At 69.8% G+C, this 25484-nt stretch carries 19 protein-coding genes; 10 read left to right on the forward strand and 9 right to left on the reverse strand.

What is annotated here, in order from left to right:
• Positions 1 to 11: 11 nt before the first annotated feature.
• Positions 12 to 716, reverse strand: a complete 705-nt coding sequence (locus tag ACFP2T_RS19125) for an ABC transporter ATP-binding protein (protein WP_377423615.1) — start codon at positions 714 to 716, stop codon at positions 12 to 14.
• Positions 713 to 1633 (reverse strand): ABC transporter ATP-binding protein, encoded by a 921-nt coding sequence (locus tag ACFP2T_RS19130; RefSeq protein ID WP_377423825.1) that lies wholly within the window; start codon positions 1631 to 1633, stop codon positions 713 to 715. Before ACFP2T_RS19130 ends, ACFP2T_RS19125 begins: the two co-directional genes overlap by 4 nt.
• A 286-nt stretch (positions 1634 to 1919) precedes the next feature.
• Here ACFP2T_RS19130 and ACFP2T_RS19135 point away from each other — a divergent pair, with 286 nt between their 5' ends.
• The gene (locus tag ACFP2T_RS19135) at positions 1920 to 3815 is read left to right on the forward strand and encodes a rhamnogalacturonan lyase (RefSeq protein ID WP_377423618.1); all 1896 of its coding nucleotides are present in this window, start codon (positions 1920 to 1922) and stop codon (positions 3813 to 3815) included.
• 140 nt (positions 3816 to 3955) lie between these two features.
• Here ACFP2T_RS19135 and ACFP2T_RS19140 read toward each other — a convergent pair whose 3' ends face one another.
• The 4 genes from ACFP2T_RS19140 to ACFP2T_RS19155 all read right to left on the reverse strand — a co-directional run bounded on the left by ACFP2T_RS19140 (position 3956) and on the right by ACFP2T_RS19155 (position 10189).
• Positions 3956 to 4741, reverse strand: coding sequence for a hypothetical protein (locus ACFP2T_RS19140; protein WP_377423620.1), 786 nt, complete (start codon positions 4739 to 4741; stop codon positions 3956 to 3958).
• A gap of 9 nt (positions 4742 to 4750) precedes the next feature.
• The gene (locus ACFP2T_RS19145; protein ID WP_377423622.1) at positions 4751 to 5530 is read right to left on the reverse strand and encodes a hypothetical protein; all 780 of its coding nucleotides are present in this window, start codon (positions 5528 to 5530) and stop codon (positions 4751 to 4753) included.
• A 70-nt stretch (positions 5531 to 5600) separates the two neighbouring features.
• Positions 5601 to 6746, reverse strand: coding sequence for a PucR family transcriptional regulator (locus tag ACFP2T_RS19150; RefSeq protein WP_377423623.1), 1146 nt, complete (start codon positions 6744 to 6746; stop codon positions 5601 to 5603).
• A 233-nt stretch (positions 6747 to 6979) separates the two neighbouring features.
• Positions 6980 to 10189: a glycoside hydrolase gene (locus tag ACFP2T_RS19155; protein WP_377423624.1), complete on the reverse strand. Its 3210-nt coding sequence runs from the start codon at positions 10187 to 10189 to the stop codon at positions 6980 to 6982.
• A 155-nt stretch (positions 10190 to 10344) separates the two neighbouring features.
• Between ACFP2T_RS19155 and ACFP2T_RS19160 the strand changes: the two genes are divergently transcribed.
• Positions 10345 to 11505 (forward strand): RNA-guided endonuclease InsQ/TnpB family protein, encoded by a 1161-nt coding sequence (locus ACFP2T_RS19160; protein ID WP_377423626.1) that lies wholly within the window; start codon positions 10345 to 10347, stop codon positions 11503 to 11505.
• Between the two features lie 305 nt (positions 11506 to 11810).
• Here ACFP2T_RS19160 and ACFP2T_RS19165 read toward each other — a convergent pair whose 3' ends face one another.
• Complete coding sequence (locus ACFP2T_RS19165) at positions 11811 to 12902, reverse strand: LacI family DNA-binding transcriptional regulator (protein WP_377423628.1); 1092 nt, start codon at positions 12900 to 12902, stop codon at positions 11811 to 11813.
• A 222-nt stretch (positions 12903 to 13124) separates the two neighbouring features.
• Here ACFP2T_RS19165 and ACFP2T_RS19170 point away from each other — a divergent pair, with 222 nt between their 5' ends.
• The 4 genes from ACFP2T_RS19170 (at position 13125) to ACFP2T_RS19185 (ending at position 18484) form a co-directional block, all read left to right on the forward strand.
• Complete coding sequence (locus ACFP2T_RS19170; RefSeq protein WP_377423630.1) at positions 13125 to 14042, forward strand: carbohydrate ABC transporter permease; 918 nt, start codon at positions 13125 to 13127, stop codon at positions 14040 to 14042.
• 2 nt (positions 14043 to 14044) lie between these two features.
• Positions 14045 to 14968, forward strand: a complete 924-nt coding sequence (locus ACFP2T_RS19175) for a carbohydrate ABC transporter permease (protein WP_377423632.1) — start codon at positions 14045 to 14047, stop codon at positions 14966 to 14968.
• Positions 14969 to 15034: 66 nt separating this feature from the next.
• A complete protein-coding gene (locus ACFP2T_RS19180; RefSeq protein WP_377423634.1) occupies positions 15035 to 16375 on the forward strand; it encodes an ABC transporter substrate-binding protein in 1341 nt (446 codons plus the stop codon).
• A gap of 81 nt (positions 16376 to 16456) precedes the next feature.
• Positions 16457 to 18484 (forward strand): beta-galactosidase, encoded by a 2028-nt coding sequence (locus ACFP2T_RS19185; protein ID WP_377423636.1) that lies wholly within the window; start codon positions 16457 to 16459, stop codon positions 18482 to 18484.
• Positions 18485 to 18495: 11 nt separating this feature from the next.
• On the opposite strand, the gene ACFP2T_RS19190 is transcribed toward ACFP2T_RS19185, so the two are convergent.
• Both ACFP2T_RS19190 and ACFP2T_RS19195 read right to left on the reverse strand, forming a co-directional pair.
• Positions 18496 to 19632 carry a substrate-binding domain-containing protein gene (locus ACFP2T_RS19190; RefSeq protein ID WP_377423639.1) on the reverse strand — a complete coding sequence of 379 codons (1137 nt, stop codon included), beginning with the start codon at positions 19630 to 19632 and terminating at the stop codon, positions 18496 to 18498.
• Positions 19629 to 19751: a hypothetical protein gene (locus ACFP2T_RS19195; protein ID WP_377423641.1), complete on the reverse strand. Its 123-nt coding sequence runs from the start codon at positions 19749 to 19751 to the stop codon at positions 19629 to 19631. Before ACFP2T_RS19195 ends, ACFP2T_RS19190 begins: the two co-directional genes overlap by 4 nt.
• A 505-nt stretch (positions 19752 to 20256) precedes the next feature.
• Between ACFP2T_RS19195 and ACFP2T_RS19200 the strand changes: the two genes are divergently transcribed.
• The 4 genes from ACFP2T_RS19200 (at position 20257) to ACFP2T_RS19215 (ending at position 25483) form a co-directional block, all read left to right on the forward strand.
• Positions 20257 to 22263 carry a DUF2264 domain-containing protein gene (locus tag ACFP2T_RS19200; RefSeq protein WP_377423643.1) on the forward strand — a complete coding sequence of 669 codons (2007 nt, stop codon included), beginning with the start codon at positions 20257 to 20259 and terminating at the stop codon, positions 22261 to 22263.
• A gap of 41 nt (positions 22264 to 22304) precedes the next feature.
• Positions 22305 to 23606, forward strand: coding sequence for an ABC transporter substrate-binding protein (locus ACFP2T_RS19205; protein ID WP_377423645.1), 1302 nt, complete (start codon positions 22305 to 22307; stop codon positions 23604 to 23606).
• Between the two features lie 75 nt (positions 23607 to 23681).
• On the forward strand, positions 23682 to 24587 hold the full coding sequence (locus ACFP2T_RS19210) for a carbohydrate ABC transporter permease (RefSeq protein ID WP_377423647.1): 906 nt from the start codon (positions 23682 to 23684) through the stop codon (positions 24585 to 24587).
• On the forward strand, positions 24587 to 25483 hold the full coding sequence (locus tag ACFP2T_RS19215; protein ID WP_377423649.1) for a carbohydrate ABC transporter permease: 897 nt from the start codon (positions 24587 to 24589) through the stop codon (positions 25481 to 25483). Before ACFP2T_RS19210 ends, ACFP2T_RS19215 begins: the two co-directional genes overlap by 1 nt.
• The last annotated feature ends 1 nt before the right edge of the window (position 25484 follow it).

Genomic DNA, 25484 nt, shown 5'->3' on the forward strand with positions numbered 1-25484 from the left:
GCTCCGGCCGGTCACCCGGGTGTCGTCCCCTCGGGCTCGTCGTCGAGCCGGCCGTCCTGGATCCGGATCACCCGGTCCGCCAGCGCCATCATCACCGGGTCGTGCGTGGAGACCAGCGCGGTGACGCCCTCGGACTCCACCACCCCACGCAGCAACGACATGACCGACAGTCCCGTCTCGGCATCCAGCTGTCCGGTCGGCTCGTCGGCGATCAGCAGCCGTGGTGAGCCGGCCAGGGCCCGGGCGATCGCCACCCGCTGCTGCTGGCCGCCGGAGAGTTCGCCGGGACGCTGCTGGGCGTGATCGGCCAGGCCCACCAGCTCCAGCAGCAGCTCGACCCGGCGCTCGCGCACCGTCGCCGGGGTACGGACCAGGCGCAGTGGTGCGCCGACGTTCTCCGCGGCCGACAGCACCGGGATCAGTCCGAACGTCTGGAACACGTAGGCGACCGTCGCGCGGCGTAGCCGGGAGAGCCCGTCCTCGTCGAGGGCGGTCACCTCGGTGCCGTCGACGACGACGGTGCCGGAGTCCGGCCGGTCCAGCCCGCCGACGATGTTGAGCAAGGTGGTCTTGCCGGAGCCGGAGCGGCCGACCAGGGCGACCATCGTGCCGGCCTCGACGTCGAACGACACGTCCCGCAACGCGTGTACGACCGTGGGCCCGACGCCGAAGCTTCGCCGGACGCCGCGTACGGAGAGCAGCGGTGCGGCGCTCACCGGCGCTCGGCCGGATCGGGGCGGATCGCGACGTGGTCCGCCTCCAGGGCGAGCCGGACCCGCCTGGTCAACGCCAGTGCCTCGCGGTACTCGCGGGGCACCTGGACCCGCCCGGCACGGTCCATCACGGCGTACTCCTCGGCGACCATCCCCTCGTCGCCGTCGGCACCGCTCGCGGCTCGGCGCAGCACCTCGCTGCTGGTGCGTCCGTCGCGGATCGCCACGGTCCGCTCGACCCTGCCGCTGATCTCCGGATCGTGGGTCACCACGACGACGGTGACGCCGAGCTGCCGGTTGACGTCCCGCAGCGCACCCAGGACCTCCGCCGAGGTGGCGGTGTCCAGCTCGCCGGTCGGCTCGTCGGCCAGCAGCACCCGGGGCTCGTTGGCGAGGGCGACCGCGACGGCGACCCGCATCTGCTGCCCGCCCGACATCTGCGCGGGACGCCGATCGGCACAGTCGGCGACGCCGAGGGCGTTCAGCAGTTCGGCGGCGCGGACCCGGCGGGTACGGGCCGGCGTGCGGGCCGCGGTCATCGGCAGGTCGACCATCTGCCGCGCGGTCAGGTACGGCACGAGGTTGCTCGTGCTCTGCTGCCGGACGAACCCGACGGTGTGGCGCCGGTAGCGGACCCGGTCGGCCCGGGACATCGCCAGCAGGTCCCACCGGTCGACGCGGGCCCGCCCGGCGGTGGGGGCGTCGATCCCGGCGAGGATGGAGAGCAGCGTCGACTTGCCCGACCCGGACGCCCCGACGACGGCGACCATCTCGCCGCTCTCGACGACGAGGTCCAGGCCCTGCAGCGCCTGCACCTCGATCGAGCCGGTCTGGTAGATCCGGACCAGGCTCTCGCAGACGATCAACGCGTCCCGACCGAATTCCGGTGCTCGCCGCGACGGCAGAGGCAGCGGTGTGATGGTGATACCTCTCCTTCGGCCCGCGTCGCGCAGACTTTAGCCATCGGGATCTGGTCCGTCAACGGCCGGCCGCGTGCATACGGTCGTTGTTGACAAACGTCTATGAGCTTCCTACCTTTGCCTGAGGGCAAGCGCTTTCCGAGAGCCGGTGGAGGCGCTTCAGGGCGACCCCGGCCGCGACGCTCGCACCCGGGCGGGTAACACCGACCCAGCGCGGGCATCACCCGGTTCGAGGCCAGTCACACCGTCGGCGCGCGTTCACGTGCGCCTTAACTTGGATGGCCAAATGAAACGTATCAACCACCACCCCCCGATCAACCCGCTCCCGGGCCGCCGGTCGGTTCCCCGTCTCGTGCTCGCCACGGCGACCGCCGTCGCCGTGGCAACCGCCGGCATCGTCACCCCGACGGTCGCACAGGGCGCGCCCGGCCCGGACCCCGCCAGCGCCGCTTCCGTACGGGCCGACGCCGGTACGACGACCGAGAAGCTGAACCGTGGGTTGATCAGCATCCGCTCCGACAAGGGCAACTTCGTGTCCTGGCGGTTGCTGCTCAGCGACCCGGCCGGCACCGCCTTCAACGTCTACCGGGGCTCGAAGAAGATCAACGCCACACCGATCACCACGGCAACCAGCTATCTGGACGTCGGCGCACCCGCGGACGCGACCTACTCCGTACGCCCGGTCACCGGCGGTGTGGAACTGCTGTCCACCGCCGCCGACGAGGTCGTGCCGTTCGCCACCTCGCGGGACGTACCGCTGCAGATCCCGCCCGGCGGAACGACACCCAGCGGCGAGTCGTACAGCTACTCCGCCAACGACGCCAGCGTCGGCGACCTGGACGGCGACGGCGAATACGAGATCGTGCTCAAGTGGGACCCGTCCAACGCCAAGGACAACTCACAGTCCGGCTACACCGGCAACGTCTACCTCGACGCGTACAAGCTCAACGGCACCCGGCTGTGGCGTATCGACCTCGGCCGCAACATCCGGGCCGGCGCCCACTACACCCAGTTCCAGGTCTTCGACTACGACGGCGACGGCCGGGCCGAGGTGGCGATGAAGACCGCCGACGGCACCCGCTCGGGTACCGGACAGGTCATCGGCAACGCCAACGCCGACCACCGCAACTCCAGCGGCTACGTCCTCGCCGGCCCGGAGTTCCTCACCGTCTTCAACGGCCAGAACGGCGCGGTCCTGTCCACGGTCAACTACGAACCGGCCCGCGGCAACGTCTCCTCCTGGGGGGACAACTACGGCAACCGGGTGGACCGGTTCCTGGCCGCCACCGCGTACGTGGACGGCCAGCGACCGTCGCTGATCATGGCACGCGGCTACTACACCCGGGCCGTGATCGTCGCGTGGGACTTCCGCAACGGAAGCCTGACCCGACGCTGGACCTACGACTCCGGCAGCGGCGGCGCCTACGGGCAGGGCAACCACAACCTGTCCGTCGCCGACGTCGACTCCGACGGTCGCGACGAAATCGTCTACGGCTCGGCCACCATCAACGACAACGGCACCCTGATGTACTCCACCGGCTACGGCCACGGCGACGCGATGCACGTCGGCGACCTCATCCCCAGCCGTCCCGGCATCGAGGTGTTCACCATCCACGAATCCAGCAACCAGCCCGCCGCCGACGTACACGCCGGGAGCAACGGACAGGTCATCTGGCGACGACCCGCCAACGGCGGAGTCGAAGGACCCGGCCGTGGCGTGGCCGCCGACATCTACGCGGGCAGCCCCGGCGCGGAGTTCTGGGGTGCCGGCACCCAGATGGGCAACCTGTACAACGGCTCTGGCGCGTCGATCGGCCGGAACCCGTCCTCGGCGAACTTCGTCATCTGGTGGGACGGCGACGCGCAACGGGAACTGCTCGACGGCACCCACATCGACAAGTACGGCACCGGCGGCGACACCCGGCTGCTCACCGGATCCGGCGTCGCCTCGAACAACGGCACCAAGTCCACCCCGGCGCTGTCCGCCGACATCCTCGGTGACTGGCGCGAGGAGGTCATCTGGCGTACGTCGAACAACTCGGCGCTGCGCATCTACTCCACCACCGACTCGACCAGCATCGCCAGGCCCTCGTTGATGCAGGACCGGCAGTACCGGGTCGCCGTCGCCTGGCAGAACACCGCCTACAACCAGCCGCCGCACCCCAGCTTCGCCATCGGATAGCGAACAGCACGAACCGCTGGTGGCCGGAGACGGACCCGGCCACCAGCGGTCGACACCAGGTCGCTCTTGGAAGCCGTCCGAGAATGTGACCGTCCACGCCGCGTGGTGTCGATCGGTACCACGCGGCGTGGACGAACTGCTCAGACTCCCAACGAGCGGAGTTGGGGTAGTGCGGACAGGGCCGAGGGGCGGCTGGTGTTGCGGGTGGCGGAGTTCTCCGCCTGGGCGCGGACGGGCTCGGCCGGAGCGGTGACCCACTGGGACTGGCCCCAGTCTCCGTTGTAGGCGGTGCACTCCCACCACTTCTCGCGCGGGTAGCCCGGTTCCTTGAGGCCCTTCTTCACGCAGTCGGTCGGGGTGAGCTTGGTGACGACCGCGTCGTAGCTGCGGATCTGGTCCTGGATGACCAGGTTGATGCCGTTGGAGAGGCCGGCGCGGCCACGGGCGGCGATCACGATGGCGAACAGCGAGGGTAGGACGTGGCCGATGTTGTCGACCGCCTGCGGGGTCTGGACGGTGGTGACGTAGGCGGTCGCCAGCGTCGCGCAGCCCGTCGCGTTCTGCGCCCAGAGCTGCCGCACCGTGTTCGACATGTTCTCGATGTCGGCGAACTCGATGGTGTGCTGGCGGGCGCAGGCCTGCACCTCGGCGCTGGCGATCAGGTCGGTGTGGGCGATGATGTCGTTCTTCGCGGCCTCGACGGCGGCGACGATCTGCTGGACGGCCGCCTTCAGCGAGGCGTCCTCGGAGCCGCCGCCGGACAGCAGGTGCCCGGCGACCGCGACCACGAGGCTGGCCCAGTCGACCACCATCGCCCGCACTTCACCGGTGCGCGGCGCCGCCTGGGCTGGTGCGGCGGCGGGGACGACCGTGACCGCGACGGCCAGGCCGGCGGCTATCAGGCAGTTGCGCAGTCGTTTCCTCACGTTGCTCTCCTACTGTCCCTGTCCGGCGAGGATGCGTTTGGCCGCCGCCCAGCTGGAGTTCTTGGCGGCTTCGAGCTTGAGGTTCTCCAGGTTGACCGGCCCGCTGTGCCAGGTGTCGCCCACCTTGTGGTCGACGCCGTAGGCCTTCTCACCGTTGGCCGCCACACACTCGTGACGGACGTAGATCCGGCCCGGGATGGGCTCGGGGTCGCTGACGCGGGTGCACGTCGGTTCCAGGTCGGCCACGATCTTCTGGTTGAGCTGCCGGTACGCGGTTTCGATGGCGCTGAGCCCGCCGGTCCAGCCGGCGTCGGTGCGCACGGTCAGCGTGACCGGGTAGAGCACCTGCGCGCCGAGGCCGATCTGGTCCTTGGCCTTCCTCCCGACCGCCTGGTACTTGTTGTTCGCGTTCTGTGCGTAGCGGCCGACCTCCATGGCGAAGGACTCCAGGATGATCTCGTTGTCCCGGAAGTTCTGGTAGTCGAGCATGTCGATCTTGATTGACGCGGCGTGCCCCAGCACCTCGGCCGCCTCGATACCGTCGGCGTGCGCGATGACCTCGTTCTCCAGGTCGGTGAGCGCGCCGGTCACGATCCGGACGAACTCGACGATCTGTTCCGGCGTCGCGCCGCCCGACTTGTAGATGTTCCAGCCGATCAGGGCCGCGTCCACGATCGGACTGCTGATGCCGCCGTCGTCGGTGGCCCGGGCCGGTTGTGCCGTCCCGGTCAGCAGCATCGCGAGCGCGACGGCCGACGCCGCGATGCCACGTCTCAATCTCCTCCACATGGCGAGGAGTCTGTCGGGGCGGGACGGTGCGCGTCTTCGTGAGTGGTGTGCAAGTCCCCGGTGACGTTTGTCAGTCCGCGTAGTGGTCCACGGCGAGCGTCCGCGCTACCGTCGCGCTCAGTAGCCGGACACCGACGGTCGAGCAGGGATCGATGCCGGCGACCTCCCGCACGCGGCGCAGCCGGTAGTCCAGCGTGCGCGGGTGGATGTGCAGCGCGGCGGCGGTGCTCGTGCGGTTCATGTCGTTGGCGTAGTAGGCACACAGCGTCGCCACCAGGTCCGGACCGGTGGCCAGCGCCTTTGCGTAGCGGCGCAGCCACCCGTCGACCGCCGGCGTGCGCGCCACCGCCATCTCCACGAACAGGTCCGCGATCTCCGGCAACCGCTCCGGACGATCCTGCGGCGGCGCCACCCGGCTCGCCTCGCGGGCCCACGCCAGCGTCTCGGCCAGCCCGCCCACCGCGCCCTGCGCCGCGCCGACGCCGCAGGGCTGCCCGATCACCGCTGTCGCCCGGCGTACCCACTGAAGGATCTTTGCTTTGGGAACGTTGCCGGGTGCGAGCACGGCGACCTCGTCGACGGCGAGCCAGGTCACCGGAATCCGGTCCCCGGCGAGCACGGCGACCACCTCGGCCTGCGTTCCCGGAGTCACCGGCTGCGCCATTTTCAGAATCGAGATGTGATAGTGCCCGGCGAGGCGCAGGTCGGCGACAAGCGGCTCCACCGGCTCGTCGGCGAGCAGGGCACGGGCCAGGATCTCCAGCCGCGTCGACAGCACCCGCGCCGTACCCACGCCACGGGTGTAACCGCGCAGGTAGGCGCTTCGCGCCCGGACGCCCTGGGCGCCGAGCCAGCCGACCATCCGGAGCAGGTCGGTGACGTCCTCGGGGCGGGCCAGATCCTGCACCTCGCGCACCATCATCGCGGTGTGCAGGCCGAGTACCTGCTGCTGCGAGGGCACCGACAGTCCCACCTCGGCCCGCTGGCGGCCGACCGCGCCGATGCCGGCCAGGTCCGCCGCGTTCAACGGCAACTCGGCCGCGGCGAGATCGAGCGACCGGCGCCGGATCAACACCGCGAAGTCGTACATCCCGATGCGGTCGTCGACGCCGGCCGGCATCGCCTGGTACTCGCTGACCTCGTTGAGGTACGTCTCGACCGCGTGCCGCGCGTTGACCTCGACCCGCTCGCGCAGGGCTTTGAACAGTGCACTCATCGATGCGATTCCTCCCCGTCGCAGACACTTCGGAGCAGTGACGGTTGCGGATGGGTCGCTGTGTCATCGACCGTAACAGATGTCGGTGCTGATACATCTGCGCGTCGACGGAGGTACCCAACCTGCGGGTCGGATCGGCGCCGTGCCTGACGTCCTGCCGATTACGGGCTGGTATCCCTGGTGGCCGACCGCCCGGCATTGGCCGGGCGGCGTACGCCGGTCGGGGGTGCTGCCTACCGGGTCCGGATCTCCACCCGGTAGGTGCGAGTCTGCGACCCGTCCTCGCTGGTCACCGTGACCAGCCAGGTGGGGTGGCGGGCCGGCCCGGTCCGCCCGATGCGGACGGCGGCGTACGGGTCGTTGGCGGTCCCGGTGACCACGACCCGATCGGGGTGGGCGGCGGTGACGCGGTAGTCGGTGCGGGCCGGGTCGAAGCCGGCGAGCGGCCAGCCGTCCACCGCGAGCGCGGACAGCGCGGCGTCCGACGAGACGCCCGGCGCCTTGGCGAGGACCTCGATCTCGCCGAGCGTCAGGTATCCGCCCGCGCGGGGCGTGAGCACCACGCACACCCCGGTCGTGGCGCCCGCGGCCACCGGGACCTCGACCGCCGGCGTGCCCTCGGCGCCGACCGCCACCTCCCCGCTCGCGTCGGCGCACGTGCCGTCGGCACCGAGCACCTGTACCCGCAGGCTCTGGGCCAGGCCGCCACCGGCCGCGCTGTCCCGGTGGAAGTGGGTCACCACCCAGGCCACGTCGACCGGCCGGGGCAGCCTGATCGTGATGGTCTCGGACGGGTTCTGGGTGCCGGACCTCCAGTTGGACCAGGCCTTCTCCGTGGTGACGCCGTTGCGCAGCCCGGCCGGCGAGTAGCCGCCCTCGGTGAAGGTCGCGGTCACCGACGCGCCGTCCTCGAGCGCGGCGTTGGCCTGCCCCGGCTCCGTGACCTGCACCCGGACGGTCGCCGGGAGCGCGACGCCGTCGACCACCCGCGCCACGCCGGTCAGCGTCGCCACCCCGGCTCGGTCGAACGCGCCCGGTGGCGCCGGATCCCAGGTCACGGGCAGGGACGCCCGGCCACCGTGCGCGCCCAAGCCGACCACCGTCGCCGGCAGTTCGGGAGCCCCGCCGGTGTACGTCTTGGCCCGTCCCGGCGCCGTCGCGGTGAAGGTGTCCACCGTGACCTTCGCCGTCGCCGCGACCTGGTTGCCGAGGACATCCGTCGCCACGCCGCGCACGGTGACCACGTCGGGCGTGCGCCACGCCGCCGCCGACGGCCCCCGCCAGGTCACCGGCAGGACGCGCCGTGCGCCGCTGCGCAGCACCGCCGTCACCGCCTCCGGCAGCGCGGGCGTACGGCGGGGCACGGTGTGGAGCTCGGCGGTCTCGGTGCTGGCGACCGCCTCGTCCAGCGCCGCCCAGCGTTGGTTCCCCGCGCCCGTCGGCTGCCAGAGCGAGACCGGGCTGCCGTCGGCGGTGGCGCTGCCGGATACGTCGAGCACGCGGCGGCCCGCGACGTTGACGAAGGTGTAGGTGCCATCGCCGGTCGTGGAGAGAATCCACCGGGCACCGTCGTCGGGACGGGTGGTGCCGTCCTCCAGCACCGTGGCCGTGCCCCGCACGGCGAGCCGTCGGCCCGTGCCGGCGTTGACGATGGCGTAGTGGTCGCGGTTGCCGGCACCGCCGCCCAACTCGCGGACGTACCAGAGCTGGTCAGGGCGGTCCGGGTCGGTCGTGCGCAGCACCGCCGACACCCCGTCCGCCGAGGGCGCCAGCGACCGTCCGCTCTGCACACCCTGCAGCCGGTACGGGTGGCCGGCCCGGATGTGGTCCGCGCCGGGGGCCACCCCGGAGACGCCGTCGACCAGGAACGTCGTGACCGACTCGCCCGGCACGGTGAGGGTGGCGGAGCGTCCCTTGACCCGTACCGGGTTGCCGCGAACGAGCTTGCCCGCCGCGCTGGTCACCACCGGCGTGACGGTGGCACCGGGGTTCAGGTGGGCGAAGCGGGACAGGTCCAGCGTCACCGCATGGGATTCGACGTCGGCGTTGGCATGCACCACGACCGCGTCCCGGCCGGACCTCTTGACCGCCGCGACGCTGGTCGGGTCGTCCACCTTGACCAGACGGTCCCCGGGACGGATGTGGTGGGTGAAGTTGCGGATCGTGTCGAACTTGGTATTCGTCCTGATCGGACAGCTCGCCAGCGTGTCGGTCGCGGTGCAGGTGAAGGGCACGTGGATGCTCCCCCACTGCAGGTTGCCCTCGGCCACCATGTTCTCGGCGTCCTCGACCGGCTGCCACAGCACCCAGGCCGACGGCTCCAGCTCGCGCAGGTCGTCGATGATCCGGCGGGCCATGCCCAGGCCCGAGTCCATGCTCGTGAAGTCGTTCCCCCAGCTGCCCTCGACCTCGCTCATCCACAGTGGGCGCCGTTCGGCCTTGGCCACGTCCCGGGCGGCGGTGCGCTGCCCGGTGCCGTACGTGTGCACGTTGAGCTGGGCGACCGCCGCCTGCGCGTCGGCCGGGTAGCCGTACCAGTCCTGCAGGAAGATGCCGGGGTTGGTCTCGTCCGGCGCCGAGACGGCCGCGCCGGTCGACGCGGTGGCGAGCCGGCGGTGCAGCGCCAGCAGCACCTGTGCCTGCAACGCGGGCCCGACGTGGGCACCCTCCTGCCGCCCGCCCGTGGGCCGGCCGTCCGGGCCCAGCGTGGTACGCCAGTACGGGGTGTTCGGCTCGTTCAGCGGGTCGATGGTGTCGAACTCGATGCCGTGTGCCCGCTCGATGTGCTCGGTGACCCGCACGAGGTAGTCGGCGAACTCGTCCACCCGGTCCGCCCGAATCTGGTCGGCGTTGGGGTCGAAGCCGCCGGAGACGTACCCGCTGACGGTCTGGAACCACGGCGGCGAGTTGCTGAACGCCTCCCAGGTGTCGACCCGGTCCTTGATCTGGTCGATCCACCAGCGCTGGTTGGCGTCGGCGTCCCACTCCCAGTGGTCCGGGTTTTCCGGATCCCACCACTCCTTGTCGCTGGGCCCGTACGCCTCCGGCGCCTTCCAGAACCCGGGCACCGCGCCGCCGAGGCGCAGGTAGTCCGGGACGGCGGGCGCGTTGCCGCCGCCGATGTTGTACCGGGCGATGTTCAACCGCAGGCCGTCCTCGCCGAAGAGCAGGTCGACCAGCTTGTCGCGGACCTCGTCCGGGTACCCGCCGGTGGCGTTCGCGAACCAGACCAGGCTGGTGCCCCAGCCTTGGAACGGCTGCTGCTGGTACGACGGGTCGATCCGGATCGTCACCCCGTCCGGAGCGGGCGCGGATGCTGCCTCAGCCGCGGACGCTGCCTCAGCCGCCGCTTGCGGTGCGGCGGCGCTCGCCGTCAGCGCCGCGCCGAGTGTCGCGGCAACCGTCGCGCTGGCCACCCGAGTCACGCTGCGTCGAGACGTCATCGGATTCCTTCCGTGGATACTCCGGCCTTCAGGCCGGAGAGGAAACGGAACTCCTGCGGAGCAGGGCAGGGACAGCCGGTCCGCCGCCAGGGCGGATAGGCGGCTACCCGCGTGCCACCGCTAGGCTTACCGGCTGGTTCGCTAACGTGTGAGCCGTGTCCAGGACCGTGAAGCGGGCGTTCAGGTACCGCTTCTACCCGACCGAGGCGCAGGCAGCCGAGCTGTCGCGCACGTTCGGATGCGTCCGAAAGGTCTACAACCTGGCCCTGCAGGCCCGGACCGAGGCCTGGACCCTGCGGCGGGAACGGATCAACTACAACGCCACCAGCGCGATGCTCACCGGGTGGAAGAAGACCGAGGAACTGACGTTCTTCTTCGCCAAACGCGCCCGGTACCCGAGCTTCAAGTCCAGGAAGAAGTCGCGGAAGTCGGCGGAGTACACCACCAGCGCGTTCCGCTACCGCGATGGCCGGCTGACTCTGGCGAAGATGGCCGAGCCGTTGAACATCGTGTGGTCGCGGCCGTTGCCCGAGGGTGCGTCGCCGTCCAGGGTGACGGTGTCGCAGGACTCGGCCGGACGCTGGTTCGTGTCCCTGCTCTGCGACGATGTGATCGAATCGGTCCCGGTCCCGGTCCCGGTCCCGGCCGCGGACGCGGCCGTCGGGGTGGACGCCGGACTGGACAGCCTGCTCACGTTGAGTACCGGTGAGAAGCTCACCAACCCGCGCCACGAACGCGCCGACCGGTCCGCTCTGGCCCGCGCCCAGCGCCAACTCGCACGCAAGGAGAAGGGCTCGGTGAATCGGGCCAAGGCCCGGTCGAAGGTGGCCCGGATCCACGCGCGGATCCCCGACCGGCGTCGGGACCACCTGCACAAACTGACCACTCGACTCGTTCGTGAGAGCCAAACGATCGTGATCGAGGACCTGACCGTGCGTAACATGGTCAAGAACCACACGCTGGCCCGTGCCATCGGCGATGCCGCCTGGCGGCAGTTCCGCACCATGCTCGAATACAAAGCCGACTGGCACGGTCGGGACCTGGTCGTGGTGGACCGTTGGTTCCCGTCGTCCAAGCTGTGCTCGACGTGTGGTGTTCTCGCGCAGCGGATGCCGCTGGACGTGCGGACGTGGACCTGCCGATGCGGCACCATCCACGACCGCGACGTCAACGCGGCCCGCAACATTCTGGCGGAGGGGCTCTCCGTCACGGCCTGTGGAGCCGGTGTAAGACCCCAACGGGCGGACGCCCGGACGAGGCAGTCGGCGTCGAAGCAGGAAAACCCAAGGGCGACCAAGGGAATCCCCGCCCTTTAGGGCGGTGGACGATGTCAATGCACGCCCTCCGATCCCACACACCCCGCCGCGAGCGTGCCGACAACGCTGTCCAGGCGTCATGAACTGGGCAATCGGCCCCTGGCCGACGGCCGCGACTACCAGGCCCGACATCGATGGTTGCGTAAACATCGATGTCGCCAAGCTAACATGTTTGCGTAACCATGCAAAGGCTCGGCCGACATGCGCAGGTCATCGTCCCGCAACCGCTGCGTGGCCCCGTCGAGACCGTGGCCCCGTCGAGACCTTTGTGAACCGGGGCCGCGGCGCCACCCGCTCCCCCGCGGTCAGGCCGGCGGGGCCGCGGTGCTGGTGCGGACCACGAGCCGGGTCGGCACGAGGTCTGTGCCCGGGTCGGCGGGCTCGTTGCGGATCTGTCGCAGCAGTGCCTGCACACAGCGGCGACCCACCTCGGCGAAGTCCTGGTGCACGGTGGTCAGCGGGGGAAGGTACGCGGATGCGTCCGGGATGTCGTCGAAGCCGACCACGCTGACCTGTGCCGGCACCTGACGGCCCCGCTCGTGCAACGCCCGCAGCACGCCGAGCGCCATCTGGTCGTTGGCCGCGAAGACGGCGGTGCAGTCGGGCTGTTCGGCCAGGCGCAGGCCGGCCCGGTAGCCGGACTCGGCGGACCAGTCGCCGCGCTCGACCGGCGGCACGGGGCGGCCCTCGGTCTCGAGCACCGCGCGCCACGCTCTGCCGCGTCGTTCGCTGGCGAACGACTCGGCCGGGCCGGCCACGTGCCAGACGGTGCGATGACCGAGGTCCAGCAGGTGACGTACGGCCTGACCGGCGCCGTCGGCCTGGTCGGTGTCGACGACGGGGTAGCGGTCGCCGGCGTCCGAGTCCACGACCACGGCGTGCACGCCCGGCGGAAGGGCCACGGTGTTGGTGTCGAGGAGGTGGATCTCGATAATCACGATGACACCGTCGACGGCGAGTTCCCCCATCCTCGTGAAGGCACCGAGCACGTTGTCCTGGGTCGGCGCGCCCAGCGGGATCAGGGTGGTCGCGTAGCCCTCTGTCGCAGCGTGGGTGGCGATGGCCTCGACGGTGCGGCTGTTGCCGGTCGAGGAGAGGTTGAACAGGATCACGCCGATGGTGTTGAACCGGCCGTAGCGCAGCGCGCGGGCGGCGCTGTTGGGTCGGTAGCCCAACTGCCGCATCGCGTCGAGCACCTGCTGCCGGGTCGTCTCGATGACCGCGGAGTCGCCGTTGGACACCCGGGACACGGTCTGGGACGAGACGCCCGCGAGTCGAGCCACGTCCGCCATGGAAACCCGCTGCTTGCGGCGCCCGCCGGGTATCCCGGAGCCGCCGCGTTGCGCGCCACCGGCCGGGACGGCCAGCGGTCGATGGCCTCGAGTGTCCGCATCCATCGTTGCTCCCGCCTGCCATGCACCCACACCAGAAGCCCACGCAGTGCGTCCGAGCCGTTACTTGACGGTCGTGGTGACGGGTGCCACGATACCGCAACGCCCGTTTACGTAAACATTGCCGCCTGCGTTGCATCTGGCGCTCGTCGCCGCACAGCAGACGCCTGACGGTGATGTTTACGTGACCATCACGCCCAGGAGTGCCGGATGGTAAGGAGTGTGCCGATGGCTGCGGCAGGGTTCGCACACCGCTCACGAAACCGGAGAGCGGCAGGCGCCGGCCGGCGATCCTGGGTCGGTTGGCAGTTCACCGGCCCGTTCATGGCGGTGTTCGCGCTGGTGTTCCTGGCGCCGATCGCCTACTCGCTGTACCTGAGCGTGTTCCGGACACAGTTGGTCGGGGGCACGACGTTCGTGGGCCTGGACAACTACGCCAAGGCGCTGACCGACGGGCAGTTCTGGTCGGCGTTCGGCCGGGTGGCATCCTTCCTGGCGGTACAGGTACCGATCATGCTGTTCCTGGCGTTGCTGATCGCCCTTGCCGTCGACAGTGGACGGCTGTACGGGGCCGGGTTCTTCCGGATCTCGGTGTTCCTGCCCTACGCGGTGCCCGCGGTGGTCGCCACGCTGATGTGGGGCTTCATGTACGGCAGCCAGTTCGGCCTGGTCGGGAACCTCAACGAGGCGCTCGGGGTGTCGCTGCCCGACCCACTGTCGCCGGACCTGATCCTCGCCTCGATCGGCAACATCGTGACGTGGGAGTTCGTCGGCTACAACATGCTGATCCTCTACTCGGCGCTGCGGGTGGTGAATCCGTCCCTGTACGAGGCCGCACAGATCGACGGAGCGGGCCAGCTACGGATCATCACGGCGATCAAGTTGCCGGCACTGCGTGGCCCACTGCTGATCGCGACGATCTTCTCGATCATCGGCAGCTTCCAGCTCTTCAACGAGCCCAGCATCCTCAAGACCCTGGCGCCGAACTCCATCACCACCTACTTCACGCCGAACCTCTACGCCTACTCGCTGTCGTTCGCCGGCCAGCAGTTCAACTACGCCGCCACGCTAGCGATCGTGATGGGCGTGATCACGATGATCGTCGCGTACCTGGTCCAGCTGCGCGGCATGCGGAAGGCGGTCTGAGCATGGCCACCACCTCCATGACCGAGCCGACCGCCCCGGGCCGGTCCGCGCGCACCGCACTGACGGTTCGCCGGAGAGCCCCACGCCAGGGCAAGAGTGTCATGCTGACCACCCTCACCGGCCTGGTGCTGATCTACGCGCTGCTGCCGCTGGCCTGGCTGCTGATCAACGCGACAAAGACCCAGCAGGGACTCTTCGACTCCTTCGGCCTGGCCCCGGCCGAGGACTTCGCCCTGTTCAGCAACATCGCCGACACGTTCACCTACGACGACGGCATCTTCACCCGCTGGCTGCTGAACACCCTGCTGTACGTGGCGCTGGGTGCCGGCGGCGCGACCCTGTTGGCGGCGCTGGCCGGCTACGGGCTCGCGAAGTTCGACTTCCCGGGCAAGAGGGCGGTCTTCGCGGTGGTCATCGGCGCGGTCGCGGTGCCGGGCACCGCGCTGGCCGTGCCGACCTTCCTGATGTTCTCCAAGCTGGAGCTGACCAACACTCCGTGGGCGATCATCATCCCGTCACTGGTCTCACCGTTCGGCCTCTATCTGATGTGGACGTTCGCCACCGACGCCGTGCCAGACGAGGTGATCGAATCCGCGCGCGTCGACGGCGCCGGGGAGTACCGGACGTTCTTCTCGGTCAGCGCGCCGCTGCTGGCCCCCGGGACGGTCACGGTCCTGCTGTTCAACGTGGTCGCCACCTGGAACAACTACTTCCTGCCCCTGATCATGCTCAAGGATCAGAACTGGTATCCGCTCACGATCGGCCTCGACTCCTGGAACAAGCAGGCCGTCACGGCGGGCGGCGAGCCGGTCTTCAACCTCGTGATCACCGGTTCCCTGCTCACCATAGTGCCGCTGATCGCGGCGTTCCTGCTGCTACAGCGGTACTGGCAGTCCGGTCTGGCCAACGGAAGCGTCAAGGAATAACCGGCGCTCGCCGACGGGCCACGCCACGCCAACTGGCACCAGCACACACCCACGAAGGGAACCGTCATGATGGTCATACGACGCCGAACGTTGTTGGCGAGCGCGGTTCTTTCCGCGTCGCTGCTGGTCACCGCGTGCGGATCCGGTGACGACGGCGATTCCGGCGGGCAGTCCGCCGGCGCCTCCGACGCGGACATCCAGGCCGCCCTGGACGCCGGCGGCAGCATCACCGTGTGGGCCTGGGAGCCGACTCTCAAGCAGGTCGTCACCGACTTCCAGGCCAAGTACCCGAAGGTCAAGGTCGACCTGGTCAACGCCGGCACCGGCAACGACCAGTACACCGCGCTGCAGAACGCGATCAAGGCCGGATCCGGCGTCCCGGACGTCGCCCAGGTCGAGTACTACGCGCTGCCGCAGTTCGTCCTGTCCAAGGCGCTGACCAGTCTGAACGGGTACGGCACCGACAAGCTGCAGGGCACCTTCACTCCCGGCCCGTGGAACGCCGTACGGTCCGGCGACGGCGTCTACGGTCTGCCGATGGACTCCGGTCCGATGGCGTTGTTCTACAACAAGGAGGTATTCGACAAGCACGGGTTGAAGGTCCCCACCACCTGGGACGAGTACGTCGCCGAGGCCGAGAAGCTGCACAGGGCCGATCCAAAGGCCTACATCACCAGCGACACCGGCGACGCCGGCTTCACCACCAGCATGATCTGGCAGGCTGGCGGCAAGCCCTACACGGTCGACGGCACCAAGGTGGGCATCAACTTCGCCGACCCGGGCACCCAGAAGTTCACCGCCACCTGGCAGAAGCTCATCGACGGCAAGCTGCTCTCACCGGTCGTCGGGTGGAGCGATGCCTGGTACAAGGGCCTTGGTGACGGCACCATCGCGAGCCTGGTGATCGGCGCCTGGATGCCGGCGAACCTGGAGTCCGGCGTCAAGGCCACCAACGGCAAGTGGCGGGTGGCACCCATGCCGCAGTGGGAGGCCGGCGGCAAGGTCACCGCCGAGAACGGCGGCAGCTCACTGGCGATCCCGGCGCAGGGTGCCAACAAGACCCTCGCGTACGCCTTCCTCAGGTACGCCACGGTCGACCAGGGCGCCCAGACCCGGGCCGACGGGGGTGCCTTCCCCGCCACCAGCGCACAGCTGAACTCGCCGCAGTTCCTGAACAAGGATTTCCCCTACTTCGGTGGCCAGAAGGTGAACCAGGTCCTCGCCGAGTCCGCCGGACAGGTCGCCCCGAACTGGTCGTACCTGCCCTTCCAGGTCTATGCCAACAGCGTGTTCGGCGACACCGCCGGCAAGGCGTACCTCGGCGGAGCCAGCCTGCAGGACGGGCTCAAGGCGTGGCAGGACGTCTCCATCAAGTACGGCCAGGAACAGGGCTTCACCATCGGGTAACCCCGGTTGCCGTCCGGCCGCCACGCCGCGGCCGGACGGCCGTGTTCACGTAAGCATCAGCAGCTTCGTTGGGAGTTCGTCGTGGGACAACACCGCGGTCACCGATGGCTACGCTGGCCCTCCGACCCCGCCCGGGCGCGCCTGGGGTTCGGCGCCGACTACAACCCCGAGCAATGGCCCCGCGGCACCTGGCACGAGGACGCGCAGGCGATGCGGCGGGCCGGCGTGAACATCGTGTCGCTGGCGATCTTCTCCTGGGCCCGACTGCAACCGGCCGAACACGAATGGGATTTCGCCTGGTTGGACGAGGTAATGGCCCTGATGCACGCCCACGACATCGCGGTGGACCTGGCCACCGCCACCGCGTCGCCGCCGCCCTGGCTGACCACGAAGCACCCGGAGATCCTGCCCGTCGACCGCGACGGCCGCACGCTCTGGCCCGGCGGCCGGCAACACTGGCGGCCGACCTCGCCGACCTTCCGTCGCCATGCCCTGCACCTGACCCGCCGACTCGCCGAGCGGTACGGCACCCACCCCGGCCTGGCCGCGTGGCACATCTCCAACGAGCTTGGCTGCCACAACGTCTACGACTACTCCGACGACGCCGCCGCGGCGTTCCGCACCTGGCTACGCGCCCGATACCAGACCCTCGACGCCCTGAACCACGCCTGGGCGACCACCTTCTGGTCCCAGCACTACAGCGACTGGGCCCAGATCCTGCCGCCCCGCCTGGCCGCTTCCTACCCGAACCCCACCCAGCAGCTCGACTTCAAACGGTTCTCCTCGGACGCCCTCAAGGAGCATCTGCGCGCCGAACGCGACCTGCTACGCGAGCTCACCCCCGACATCCCGGTCACCACCAACTTTATGATCATGGGCGAGACCAGCGGCATGAACTACGCCGACTGGGCCCCCGAACTCGACTTCATCGCCAACGACCACTACCTGACCCCCGGGCCGCAGGCATACGACGAACTGTCGTTCTCCGCCAACCTCACCGGCAACCTCGCCGAAGGCCATCCCTGGTTCCTCATGGAGCACTCCACCAGCGCCGTCAACTGGCAGCCGGTCAACGTCGCCAAACGCCCCGGCCAGTTGGCAAGGGACTCGCTCACCCACGTCGCGCACGGCGCGGACGCGGTGTGCTACTTCCAATGGCGCCAGTCCGCGGCCGGCGCCGAGAAATACCACTCCGCGATGATCCCGCACGCCGGCCAGGACAGCGACGTCTTCCGCGCCGTCACCGACCTCGGCGCCACCCTCCGCGACCTGGCACCGGTGGCCGGCACCGTGCGCGGCCGCGCCAGCGCCGCCATCATCTTCGACTGGGAATCCTGGTGGGCCGCCGAACTCGACTCCCACCCCACCGACCGACTCCGCTACCGCCGGGAAGCGCTGGACTGGTACACCGCGTTTCTCGACATCGGCGTCCGCGTCGACGTCGTCCCCGCCACCGCCCCGCTGGAACAGTACGACCTGCTGATCGCCCCCATTCTCCACGTCGTCCCCAGTCCGCTCGCCGACCGGCTGGCCGGATTCGTCACCGGCGGAGGCCACCTGGTCACCACCTACTTCTCCGGCATCGTGGACGAACACGACCGGGTCTGGCTCGGCGGGTACCCCGGTGCGCTCCGGGACACGCTGGGCATCCGGATCCAGGAATTCGCCCCGCTGCTCGACGACCAGAGCGTCGAACTCGACAACGGCACCACCGGCACCGTGTGGGTCGACCACATCGACGTCATCGGATCCACCACCGAGGTCCTGGCCCGCTACAAGACCGGGGACCACGCCGGCCGACCAGCGATCACCCGACGGACCGAAGGAGACGGCTCGGCCGCCTACGTCTCCACCCGACTCGGACCACAGGCCCTGTCCACCGTCCTGGCCGTCCTGGCCGACCGGGCCGGCGTCCACAGCGAACTGCCCGAACCGCTGCGCGGTTGCGTCGAACTGGCCGTGCGCGGACCCTACCGTTTCCTCATCAACAGAACCGACACACCGATCGACACGGCCAGCGTTCCCGGCGGACGCGTCAACGCGGACTCGGCGTTACTGGAGGCCGACGGCGTTCTGGTGGTGCGTAGTCCGTCCGACGAGGCCGGCTAGTCCGGCTCCGACTACACCGGTGGCGGCGCGGTCGACTCCCGGATTCGCAGTGATGGGCTGATGACGATCCGGTGGGTGGGGCGGTCGAGGTCGGCGAGCCGTTCGGCGACAAGACGCACGGCGGCCCGGCCGATCGAGCGACGCGGCGGCCGGACGGCGGTCAGCGGTGGGCTGAAGAGCCCGGCGACCTCGTCGTCGTACGCCACGATGGAGAGGTCGCCGGGAACGGACAGGTGCCGCTCCTCGCAGTGCTGCACCAGCGCGATCGCCTCGGCGTCGGCGTGCACCAGCAGCGCCGTCGTCCCGGTCGCCCGGCACCGGTCGAGGACGCCGTCGAGCACGGTGTCCCGCTCCGGTGACCGTACGTCGGGTACCACGGCCGCCACCGTCTCGTCCGGCTCGAGGCCGCACTCGGTCGTGGCGTCGAGCCAGCCGCGCCGGATGTGCTGGCTGGTGGGGCTGTTGGCGTCGAGCACCAGGCCGACCTTGCGGTGTCCGAGCGAGGTGAGGTGGCGCACCGCCATGGCCGCGCCGAGCGCGTGGTCGGTGACCACCGACTCCATGACGGCGTGGTGGCTGCCTACCGTGGCGGTGCGTTCCAGCAGGACGACCGGGACGCCGACCTGGTCGAGCCACTCGATGGTGCGCTCGGCGGTCGGTGCGTCCATGCGGGGCGCGATGATCAGGGCGTCGACGGCCATCCGCTCCACCAGACGGGCCAGTTGCGGCTGGTCGTCCTCGGTGTCGTAGGAGGAGCCGCGCAACACCACGCGCATGTCGAGTTCACGGGCAGCCTCCTCGGCGCCGCGCGCCACGTCCGGCCAGTAGTAGTCCAGCGAGGGTACGAGCATGCCGAGGGTGCGACCGGGCAGCGAGTCCAGGCCCGCGCCGGGTGCCTCGTCGGCCGCCGGGACGTCATCCGGCGTGATCAGCGCGACTCCGCCGTGGACCCGGCGGACCAGCCCTTCGGCGGCGAGCTCGGCGATGTCGCGCCGGATGGTGACCGGCGCGGCGCCGAGCGCGTGGGACAGGTCGGAGATGCGCATTGAGCCGTCGCGTTGCAGGGCCGCCAGCAGTTGCTGGCGGCGGGCGACCTGAAGTGGCCCGCGGGCCTCCGCCGTGGCGACGGCGGGACTGTCCTTGGTCATGGGGCACCTCCGAGGAACGCTTCGTGCGGCGGAAGCTCTTGCACGGTGAGGACGACCTTGCCGGCCGGTCCGAACGCGGCGACGTCGATCGCGAGCCGGATCAGCTGCCCTCCCCACATATCGAAGAGCATAGGAGCCGCGATCCGCCGGACCGTGGCGGCGCGAGGGGCCGACGCCGGCCGCCAGCCGAGCCCGATCCGGCCGGCCACGCCGCAGCCAGAGAGCCTGCGATGCGGTGTGCGACGGCCATGACTCCTCGATCGGGTAGGGCGGCTGTGAACGATTCTGATCGTATCAGAGCACTTATGGAAGCTAAGCGCGCAGGCGAGACCACGTGGGAGCCGAGACAGGCCAGTCGACAGCGAGGCCCTCCGAGCTGGTTGGGCGGATTGCAGCATCTATGCCCGTTTTGTGGGCGCCGCGAGTGGCCCCGGTCACAGCAGCTGTAGGCAGCAACGTGCGTCCTTCTGATCGGATGTGTTCATCTCGGTTTGACAACAGCATTGACTTGCTCGGTTGTGAGCGTTTTACTTCGGAAACCCGGCTGACGCCTGCGCGTCACATACGTCGGCAACGCCCCGCTCGCCACTTCCACGGAGACGGATCGATGCGACAGGACCTCGGATGATGTTCGGCACGACCGGCCAGCGGGCACCGGGGACGGACTCGGGCGCCGACACCGCCGCGACCTGGAGCCGGGATGACTGGTTGGCCCTCGCCGACCGGATACTCGCCGCCGCCCGGCCGTTCGCGTCCCCCGGGCACGCCCTCGTCACCTTTCCCGGACCGGAGGGCGGTTACGGGCGGGCCGTCGACGGCCTGGAGGGGTTCGCCCGCACGTTTCTGCTGGCCGGTTTCCGCATCGCGGGCGCGCGGGGAGTGGGCCTGGACGAGCTCGTCGACCGGTACGCGGCCGGCGTCGCCGCCGGCACCGACCCGAGCTCGCCGGACCGATGGGTGCGGTTGGACGAGCACCCCCAGGCGAAGGTGGAGGCCGCCTCCATCGCGCTGGTCCTGGACATGACCCGCCCGTGGATCTGGGACCGGCTGCCGTCCGCGGTGCGGGAGCGGGTGGTGGAGTACCTGCGCCCGGCGGTCGGCGACGACACGTACCCACGAATCAACTGGGTCTGGTTCCGGCTGGTCGTCCAGACGTTCCTGCGCTCGGTGGGCGGGCCACACTCGCTCGACGAGATGGCCGAGGACCTGGCCACGCACGACGGCTTCGCCCGCGCGGACGGCTGGATGTCCGACGGGCCGGAACGCGCCTACGACCACTATGTGGGCTGGGCGCTGCACGTGTACCCGACCCTGTGGGGCCGGATGGCGGGCGCCGCGGACCTGGCCACAGAGCGCCGCGCGCGGGACGTGGCCGGCCTCGACCGGTTCCTGCGTGACGCGGTCGCGCTCGTGGGCGCCGACGGATCGCCGCTGATCCAGGGGCGGAGCCTGGTCTACCGCTTCGCCGCGGCGGCGCCGTTCTGGGTCGGCGCCATCGCCGGCGTGCCCTCGGTCAGCCTCGGCCAGTTGCGCCGCGCGGCCACCCGCGTCGTGCGCCACTTCGTCACCCGCGGCGCCCCCGACGACCGGGGGCTGCTCACCCTCGGCTGGCACGGGCCGTGGCCGCGACTGGCGCAGGCGTACTCCGGACCGGGCTCGCCGTACTGGGCCAGCAAGGGCCTGCTCGGCGTCGCGCTGCCCGCCGACCACCCGGTCTGGGCGGCGCCGGAGGAGCCGCTGCCGGTCGAGGAGCGCGATGCGGTGCGGGCGGTACGCGCACCGGGGTGGCTGGTCTCGGGCACCCGTGCCGACGGCATCGTCCGCGTCGTCAACCACGGCACCGACCACGCCGTCGAGGGAGCCACCGTCGGCGACTCTCCGCTCTACGCCCGACTCGGTTACTCCACCGTCACCAGCCCCGTCCTCGACGAGAGCGGATGGCGGGATCCGCTGGACCAGTCGGTCGCCCTCGTCGACGACGCGGGCCGGGCCACTCACCGCGCCGGCATGCGCCTACTGACCGTGCACGTCGACACCGACGGCGTGGGCGTGGCCGGATCACGCACCCTGGCCCACTGGGTCGACCCGGAGCCGGGCCAGCGCGATCACGGCGGCGGCCGCGTGGGCCGGTACCGACCGGCCGGGCACCTCACCGTGTACTCGCTGGTCCGGGGCCCCTGGGAGCTACGCCTGACCCGCGTCGACGGCCTCGCCGACGGCGTCGAGGCGGCCGCGCTGCGGCTGAGGATCGGCGGCTGGGCCCTTGCCGGGGAAGCGACGGCGGCCTTCGGCGGCAGTGTGGCGGCCGTTACCGGAGCCGGCCTGACCAGCTGGCTCGAAAGCGTCCACGGCGAGGCAACGGCCGGCGCCACCGGCGTTCCCCACGGCGGGCCCCTGGCGGGCGGGCTGGTCGTGCCCTGGCTGCATTACGCGGTCCAGCCAGGCACCTGGATCGCCACCTTCACCGAGCTGTCCAGAGAGCCCGCAGCCACGTCCGGGCACGCGTGCCACGTCGTGGCGGACGAGGACGCCGACGGCCTCCACGTGGCGGTCGACTGGCCCGACCGGGTCAGCACGGCGACCCGGCTGGACACCAAGCATGCCGGGCTCCGCCGCCAGGCGGCCCGGTAGCAGTGCGGGCCCGCCCGGGCCCCTGACCTAAGGAGAAAGGGATGAAGCGTGTAATACCAGCCGTCATCGGCGCCGCGACGGCGCTGACACTGGTCCTTGCCGGTTGCGGCGGCGACGACGAGCCAGCCGACCCCAACGCCCCTGTGACGATCACCCTGGCCGGCTGGAGCCTGTCGTCCACGCCGGAGTTCAAGACGCTCGCCGACGGCTTCAAGACGACCCACCCGAACGTGACGGTGGAACTCAAGGAGTACGACACGGCCAACTACGACACGCAGATGACCGCGGACCTGGCCGCCGGCACCGCCCCGGACGTCTACGTGATGAAGAACCTCAAGAACTTCTATACATACCAGAGCGGCGGCCAACTGCTCGACGTCTCCGACGCCACCTCCGGCCTCGGCTCGGTCGCGGCACTTCCGTCGTACCAGGTCGACGGTAAGGCGTACGCGGTGCCGTACCGGCAGGACTCGTGGGTGCTGTTCTACAACAAGGACCTGTTCGCGAAGGCGAAGGTGACGCCGCCGGACGGGACCTGGACCTGGGACGACTACGTCGCCACCGCGAAGCAGCTCAGCACCGGGTTGAAGGCTGCGGGGTCCAATGCCACCGGCACCTACCAGCACATCTTCCAGTCGACCGTGCAGGGACTCGCGCTCGCCCAGACCCCGAACGCGGACCTGCTCAGTGGTGACTTCTCGTACCTGAAGCCGTACTACGAGCGGTCGCTGGACCTGCAGGCGGCCGGTGCGCAGCCGACCTTCGGCACCGCCAACACCAACAAGCTCACCTACCAGGCGCAGTTCGGCAAGCAGCAGTCGGCGATGCTGGTGATGGGCACCTGGTACGTGGCCACGCTGCTCAACCAGCGAAAGACCGGGGATGCCGACACGTTCCAGTGGGGGCTCGCGCCGGCGCCGCAGTTCGACAAGTCCACCACCGGAACCTCCGCCACACCGGTCACGTTCGGTGACCCGACCGGGCTGGGGATCAACCCGAAGATCGACAAGTCGAAGGTCGCCGCGGCCAAGGCGTTCCTCGGGTACGTCGCCGGTCAGGACGCCGGCAAGGCGCTGGCCGGGATCGGCACCACCCCGGCCCAGGTCACCGACGCGGTCACCGCGACGCTGTTCGGACTGGACGGCGTGCCGCAGGACGACCTGTCGAAGTTCGCGTACGCCAAGCACACCATCAAGCCGGAGAACCCGGTGTCGAAGCACACCGCCGGCCTGCAGAACATCCTCAACGAGACGCACTCCGTGATCCTGTCCAACAGCAAGGGTGTCGACGCGGCGCTGACCGAGGCACAGACCCGCGCCAAGAACGAGGTCCTCAACCAGTGAACTCGTGGCGGGTCCGGCACGTCCTCTGCCGTACGCCGGGCCCGCTTCCGAGCCGAACGCTTCCGGAGAGTCTCTATGGCAACGATGCCGCGTACGCGGCCCAGGTACCGGCCGCTGGTGTGGCGCAACACGCTCGCCGGATGGTCGTTCATCCTGCCGAACTTCGCCGGCTTCACCGTGCTCACCCTCGTACCCGTCGTGGTGCTGTTCTACCTCGCCTTCACGAACTGGAACGTCTTCGGGGTGGCCGAATGGACCGGCACCGCAAACTTCCGGCGGTTGTGGAGCGACGCGAGCTTCTGGACCGCACTCCGGAACACCGTCTACTACACGGTCTTCCACATCCCGCTGACCCTGGCCGCGTCGCTCGGGTTGGCGCTGCTACTCAACCGCAGGCTGCGCGGCGTGCGGTTCTTCCGCACCGTCGCGTTCTTCCCCTACGTCACCTCGATCGTGGCGATCGCGATGGTCTGGAACCAGCTGTTCAGCCCGGAGTACGGACCGGTCAACGCCTTCCTGAGCGCCATCGGGGTGGACAACCCGCCGGGCTGGACCACGTCGGCGGAATGGTCGATGCCGGCGGTCATCATCGTCGGCACCTGGCGGTACATGGGCTACTACATGCTGCTGTTCCTGGCCGGCCTGCAGACCATCCCGGCCCAGCTCTACGAGGCCGCCCAGATCGACGGCGCCACACCCTGGCAGCGGTTCGTGAACGTGACCATCCCCGGACTGCGGCACACCACCTTCTTCGTCACCGTGATGCTCACCATCGAAAGCTTCAAGGTCTTCGACCTCATCCTCGTGATGACCGACGGCGGCCCCGGTCAGTCCACTCTGGTCCTCTCGCAGTACATCTACCAGAAGGGCTTCGAGGAGAACCAGTTCGGCTACGCCTCTGCGGTCTCCGTCGTCCTGTTCGCCATCTGCTTCGGCATCACGGTCATCCAGTTCATGGTCAACAAGCGGAGGAACAGCTGATGACCGCGACCGACCTCGCCCCGCTCGCCCCGACCATCACCGTGCCCGGCAACCGCAGGCCGCCCGCCCGACGTGTCGCGTCCCGGGGCTGGCGGATCGTCGGGTACGCCGCCCTCGTGCTCGCGGCGGCCGGGCTGCTGCTGCCGTTCTACTGGATGGTGGTGGCGTCGTTGAAGACCAACAACGACGTGTTCACCATCCCGATCACGTGGCTCCCCGATCCGGTGGTGTGGCGCAACTACGTCGACATCTGGCAGCGCTCGGACATGACGACGTGGCTGTGGAACACGCTGCTGCTGTCGGTCGTCGTCACCTTCCTACAGGTGTTCACCGGCAGCTTCGCCGCGTACGGCTTCGCCCGGGTCCGCTTCCCCGGCCGCAACCTGCTGTTCCTGGCCTACGTCGGCACCATCGCGGTGCCCTGGCAGTCGTACATGATTCCGCAGTTCATCCTCTTTTCGAAGCTGCAGCTGTCGAACACGCTGTGGTCGATCGTCGCGCTGCAGGCGTTCGGCGCGTTCGGTGTGTTCCTGATGAAGCAGTTCTACGAGACGATCCCCGAGGAACTCAGCGAATCGGCGCGGGTCGACGGGCTCACCGAGTTCGGCATCTACCGACGGATCATGCTGCCGCTGTCCCGGCCGGCGCTCGCCAGCCTGACCCTGCTGACGTTCGTGACCACCTGGAACGACTACCTCGGCCCGCTGATCTACCTGCGCAGTCCGGAGCTGCGCACCATCCAGCTGGGGCTGAACACCTTCATCTCCCAGTACAACGCCGAGTACGCGCTGATCATGACGGGCTCCGTGCTGTCCGTGCTACCGGTCGCGGTCATCTTCCTACTCGGCCAGCGGTACTTCATCGAGGGCATCGCCACCACCGGACTGAAGGGCTGAC

Origin of the sequence: Plantactinospora solaniradicis (genome assembly GCF_042658085.1) — a bacterium.
GTDB lineage: Bacteria > Actinomycetota > Actinomycetes > Mycobacteriales > Micromonosporaceae > Plantactinospora > Plantactinospora solaniradicis.

Excerpts from the sequence above, each read along its gene's own strand:
- ACFP2T_RS19215 (WP_377423649.1), top strand. The coding sequence starts at position 24,587 with ATGACCGCGACCGACCTCGCCCCGCTCGCCCCGACCATCACCGTGCCC.
- ACFP2T_RS19165 (WP_377423628.1), bottom strand. The coding sequence starts at position 12,902 with ATGGATGCGGACACTCGAGGCCATCGACCGCTGGCCGTCCCGGCCGGT.
- ACFP2T_RS19150 (WP_377423623.1), bottom strand. The coding sequence starts at position 6,746 with ATGAGTGCACTGTTCAAAGCCCTGCGCGAGCGGGTCGAGGTCAACGCG.
- ACFP2T_RS19170 (WP_377423630.1), top strand. The coding sequence starts at position 13,125 with ATGGCTGCGGCAGGGTTCGCACACCGCTCACGAAACCGGAGAGCGGCA.
- ACFP2T_RS19200 (WP_377423643.1), top strand. The coding sequence starts at position 20,257 with ATGATGTTCGGCACGACCGGCCAGCGGGCACCGGGGACGGACTCGGGC.
- ACFP2T_RS19205 (WP_377423645.1), top strand. The coding sequence starts at position 22,305 with ATGAAGCGTGTAATACCAGCCGTCATCGGCGCCGCGACGGCGCTGACA.
- ACFP2T_RS19145 (WP_377423622.1), bottom strand. The coding sequence starts at position 5,530 with ATGTGGAGGAGATTGAGACGTGGCATCGCGGCGTCGGCCGTCGCGCTC.
- ACFP2T_RS19135 (WP_377423618.1), top strand. The coding sequence starts at position 1,920 with ATGAAACGTATCAACCACCACCCCCCGATCAACCCGCTCCCGGGCCGC.
- ACFP2T_RS19175 (WP_377423632.1), top strand. The coding sequence starts at position 14,045 with ATGGCCACCACCTCCATGACCGAGCCGACCGCCCCGGGCCGGTCCGCG.
- ACFP2T_RS19155 (WP_377423624.1), bottom strand. The coding sequence starts at position 10,189 with ATGACGTCTCGACGCAGCGTGACTCGGGTGGCCAGCGCGACGGTTGCC.
- ACFP2T_RS19195 (WP_377423641.1), bottom strand. The coding sequence starts at position 19,751 with ATGTGGGGAGGGCAGCTGATCCGGCTCGCGATCGACGTCGCCGCGTTC.
- ACFP2T_RS19210 (WP_377423647.1), top strand. The coding sequence starts at position 23,682 with ATGGCAACGATGCCGCGTACGCGGCCCAGGTACCGGCCGCTGGTGTGG.
- ACFP2T_RS19190 (WP_377423639.1), bottom strand. The coding sequence starts at position 19,632 with ATGACCAAGGACAGTCCCGCCGTCGCCACGGCGGAGGCCCGCGGGCCA.
- ACFP2T_RS19180 (WP_377423634.1), top strand. The coding sequence starts at position 15,035 with ATGATGGTCATACGACGCCGAACGTTGTTGGCGAGCGCGGTTCTTTCC.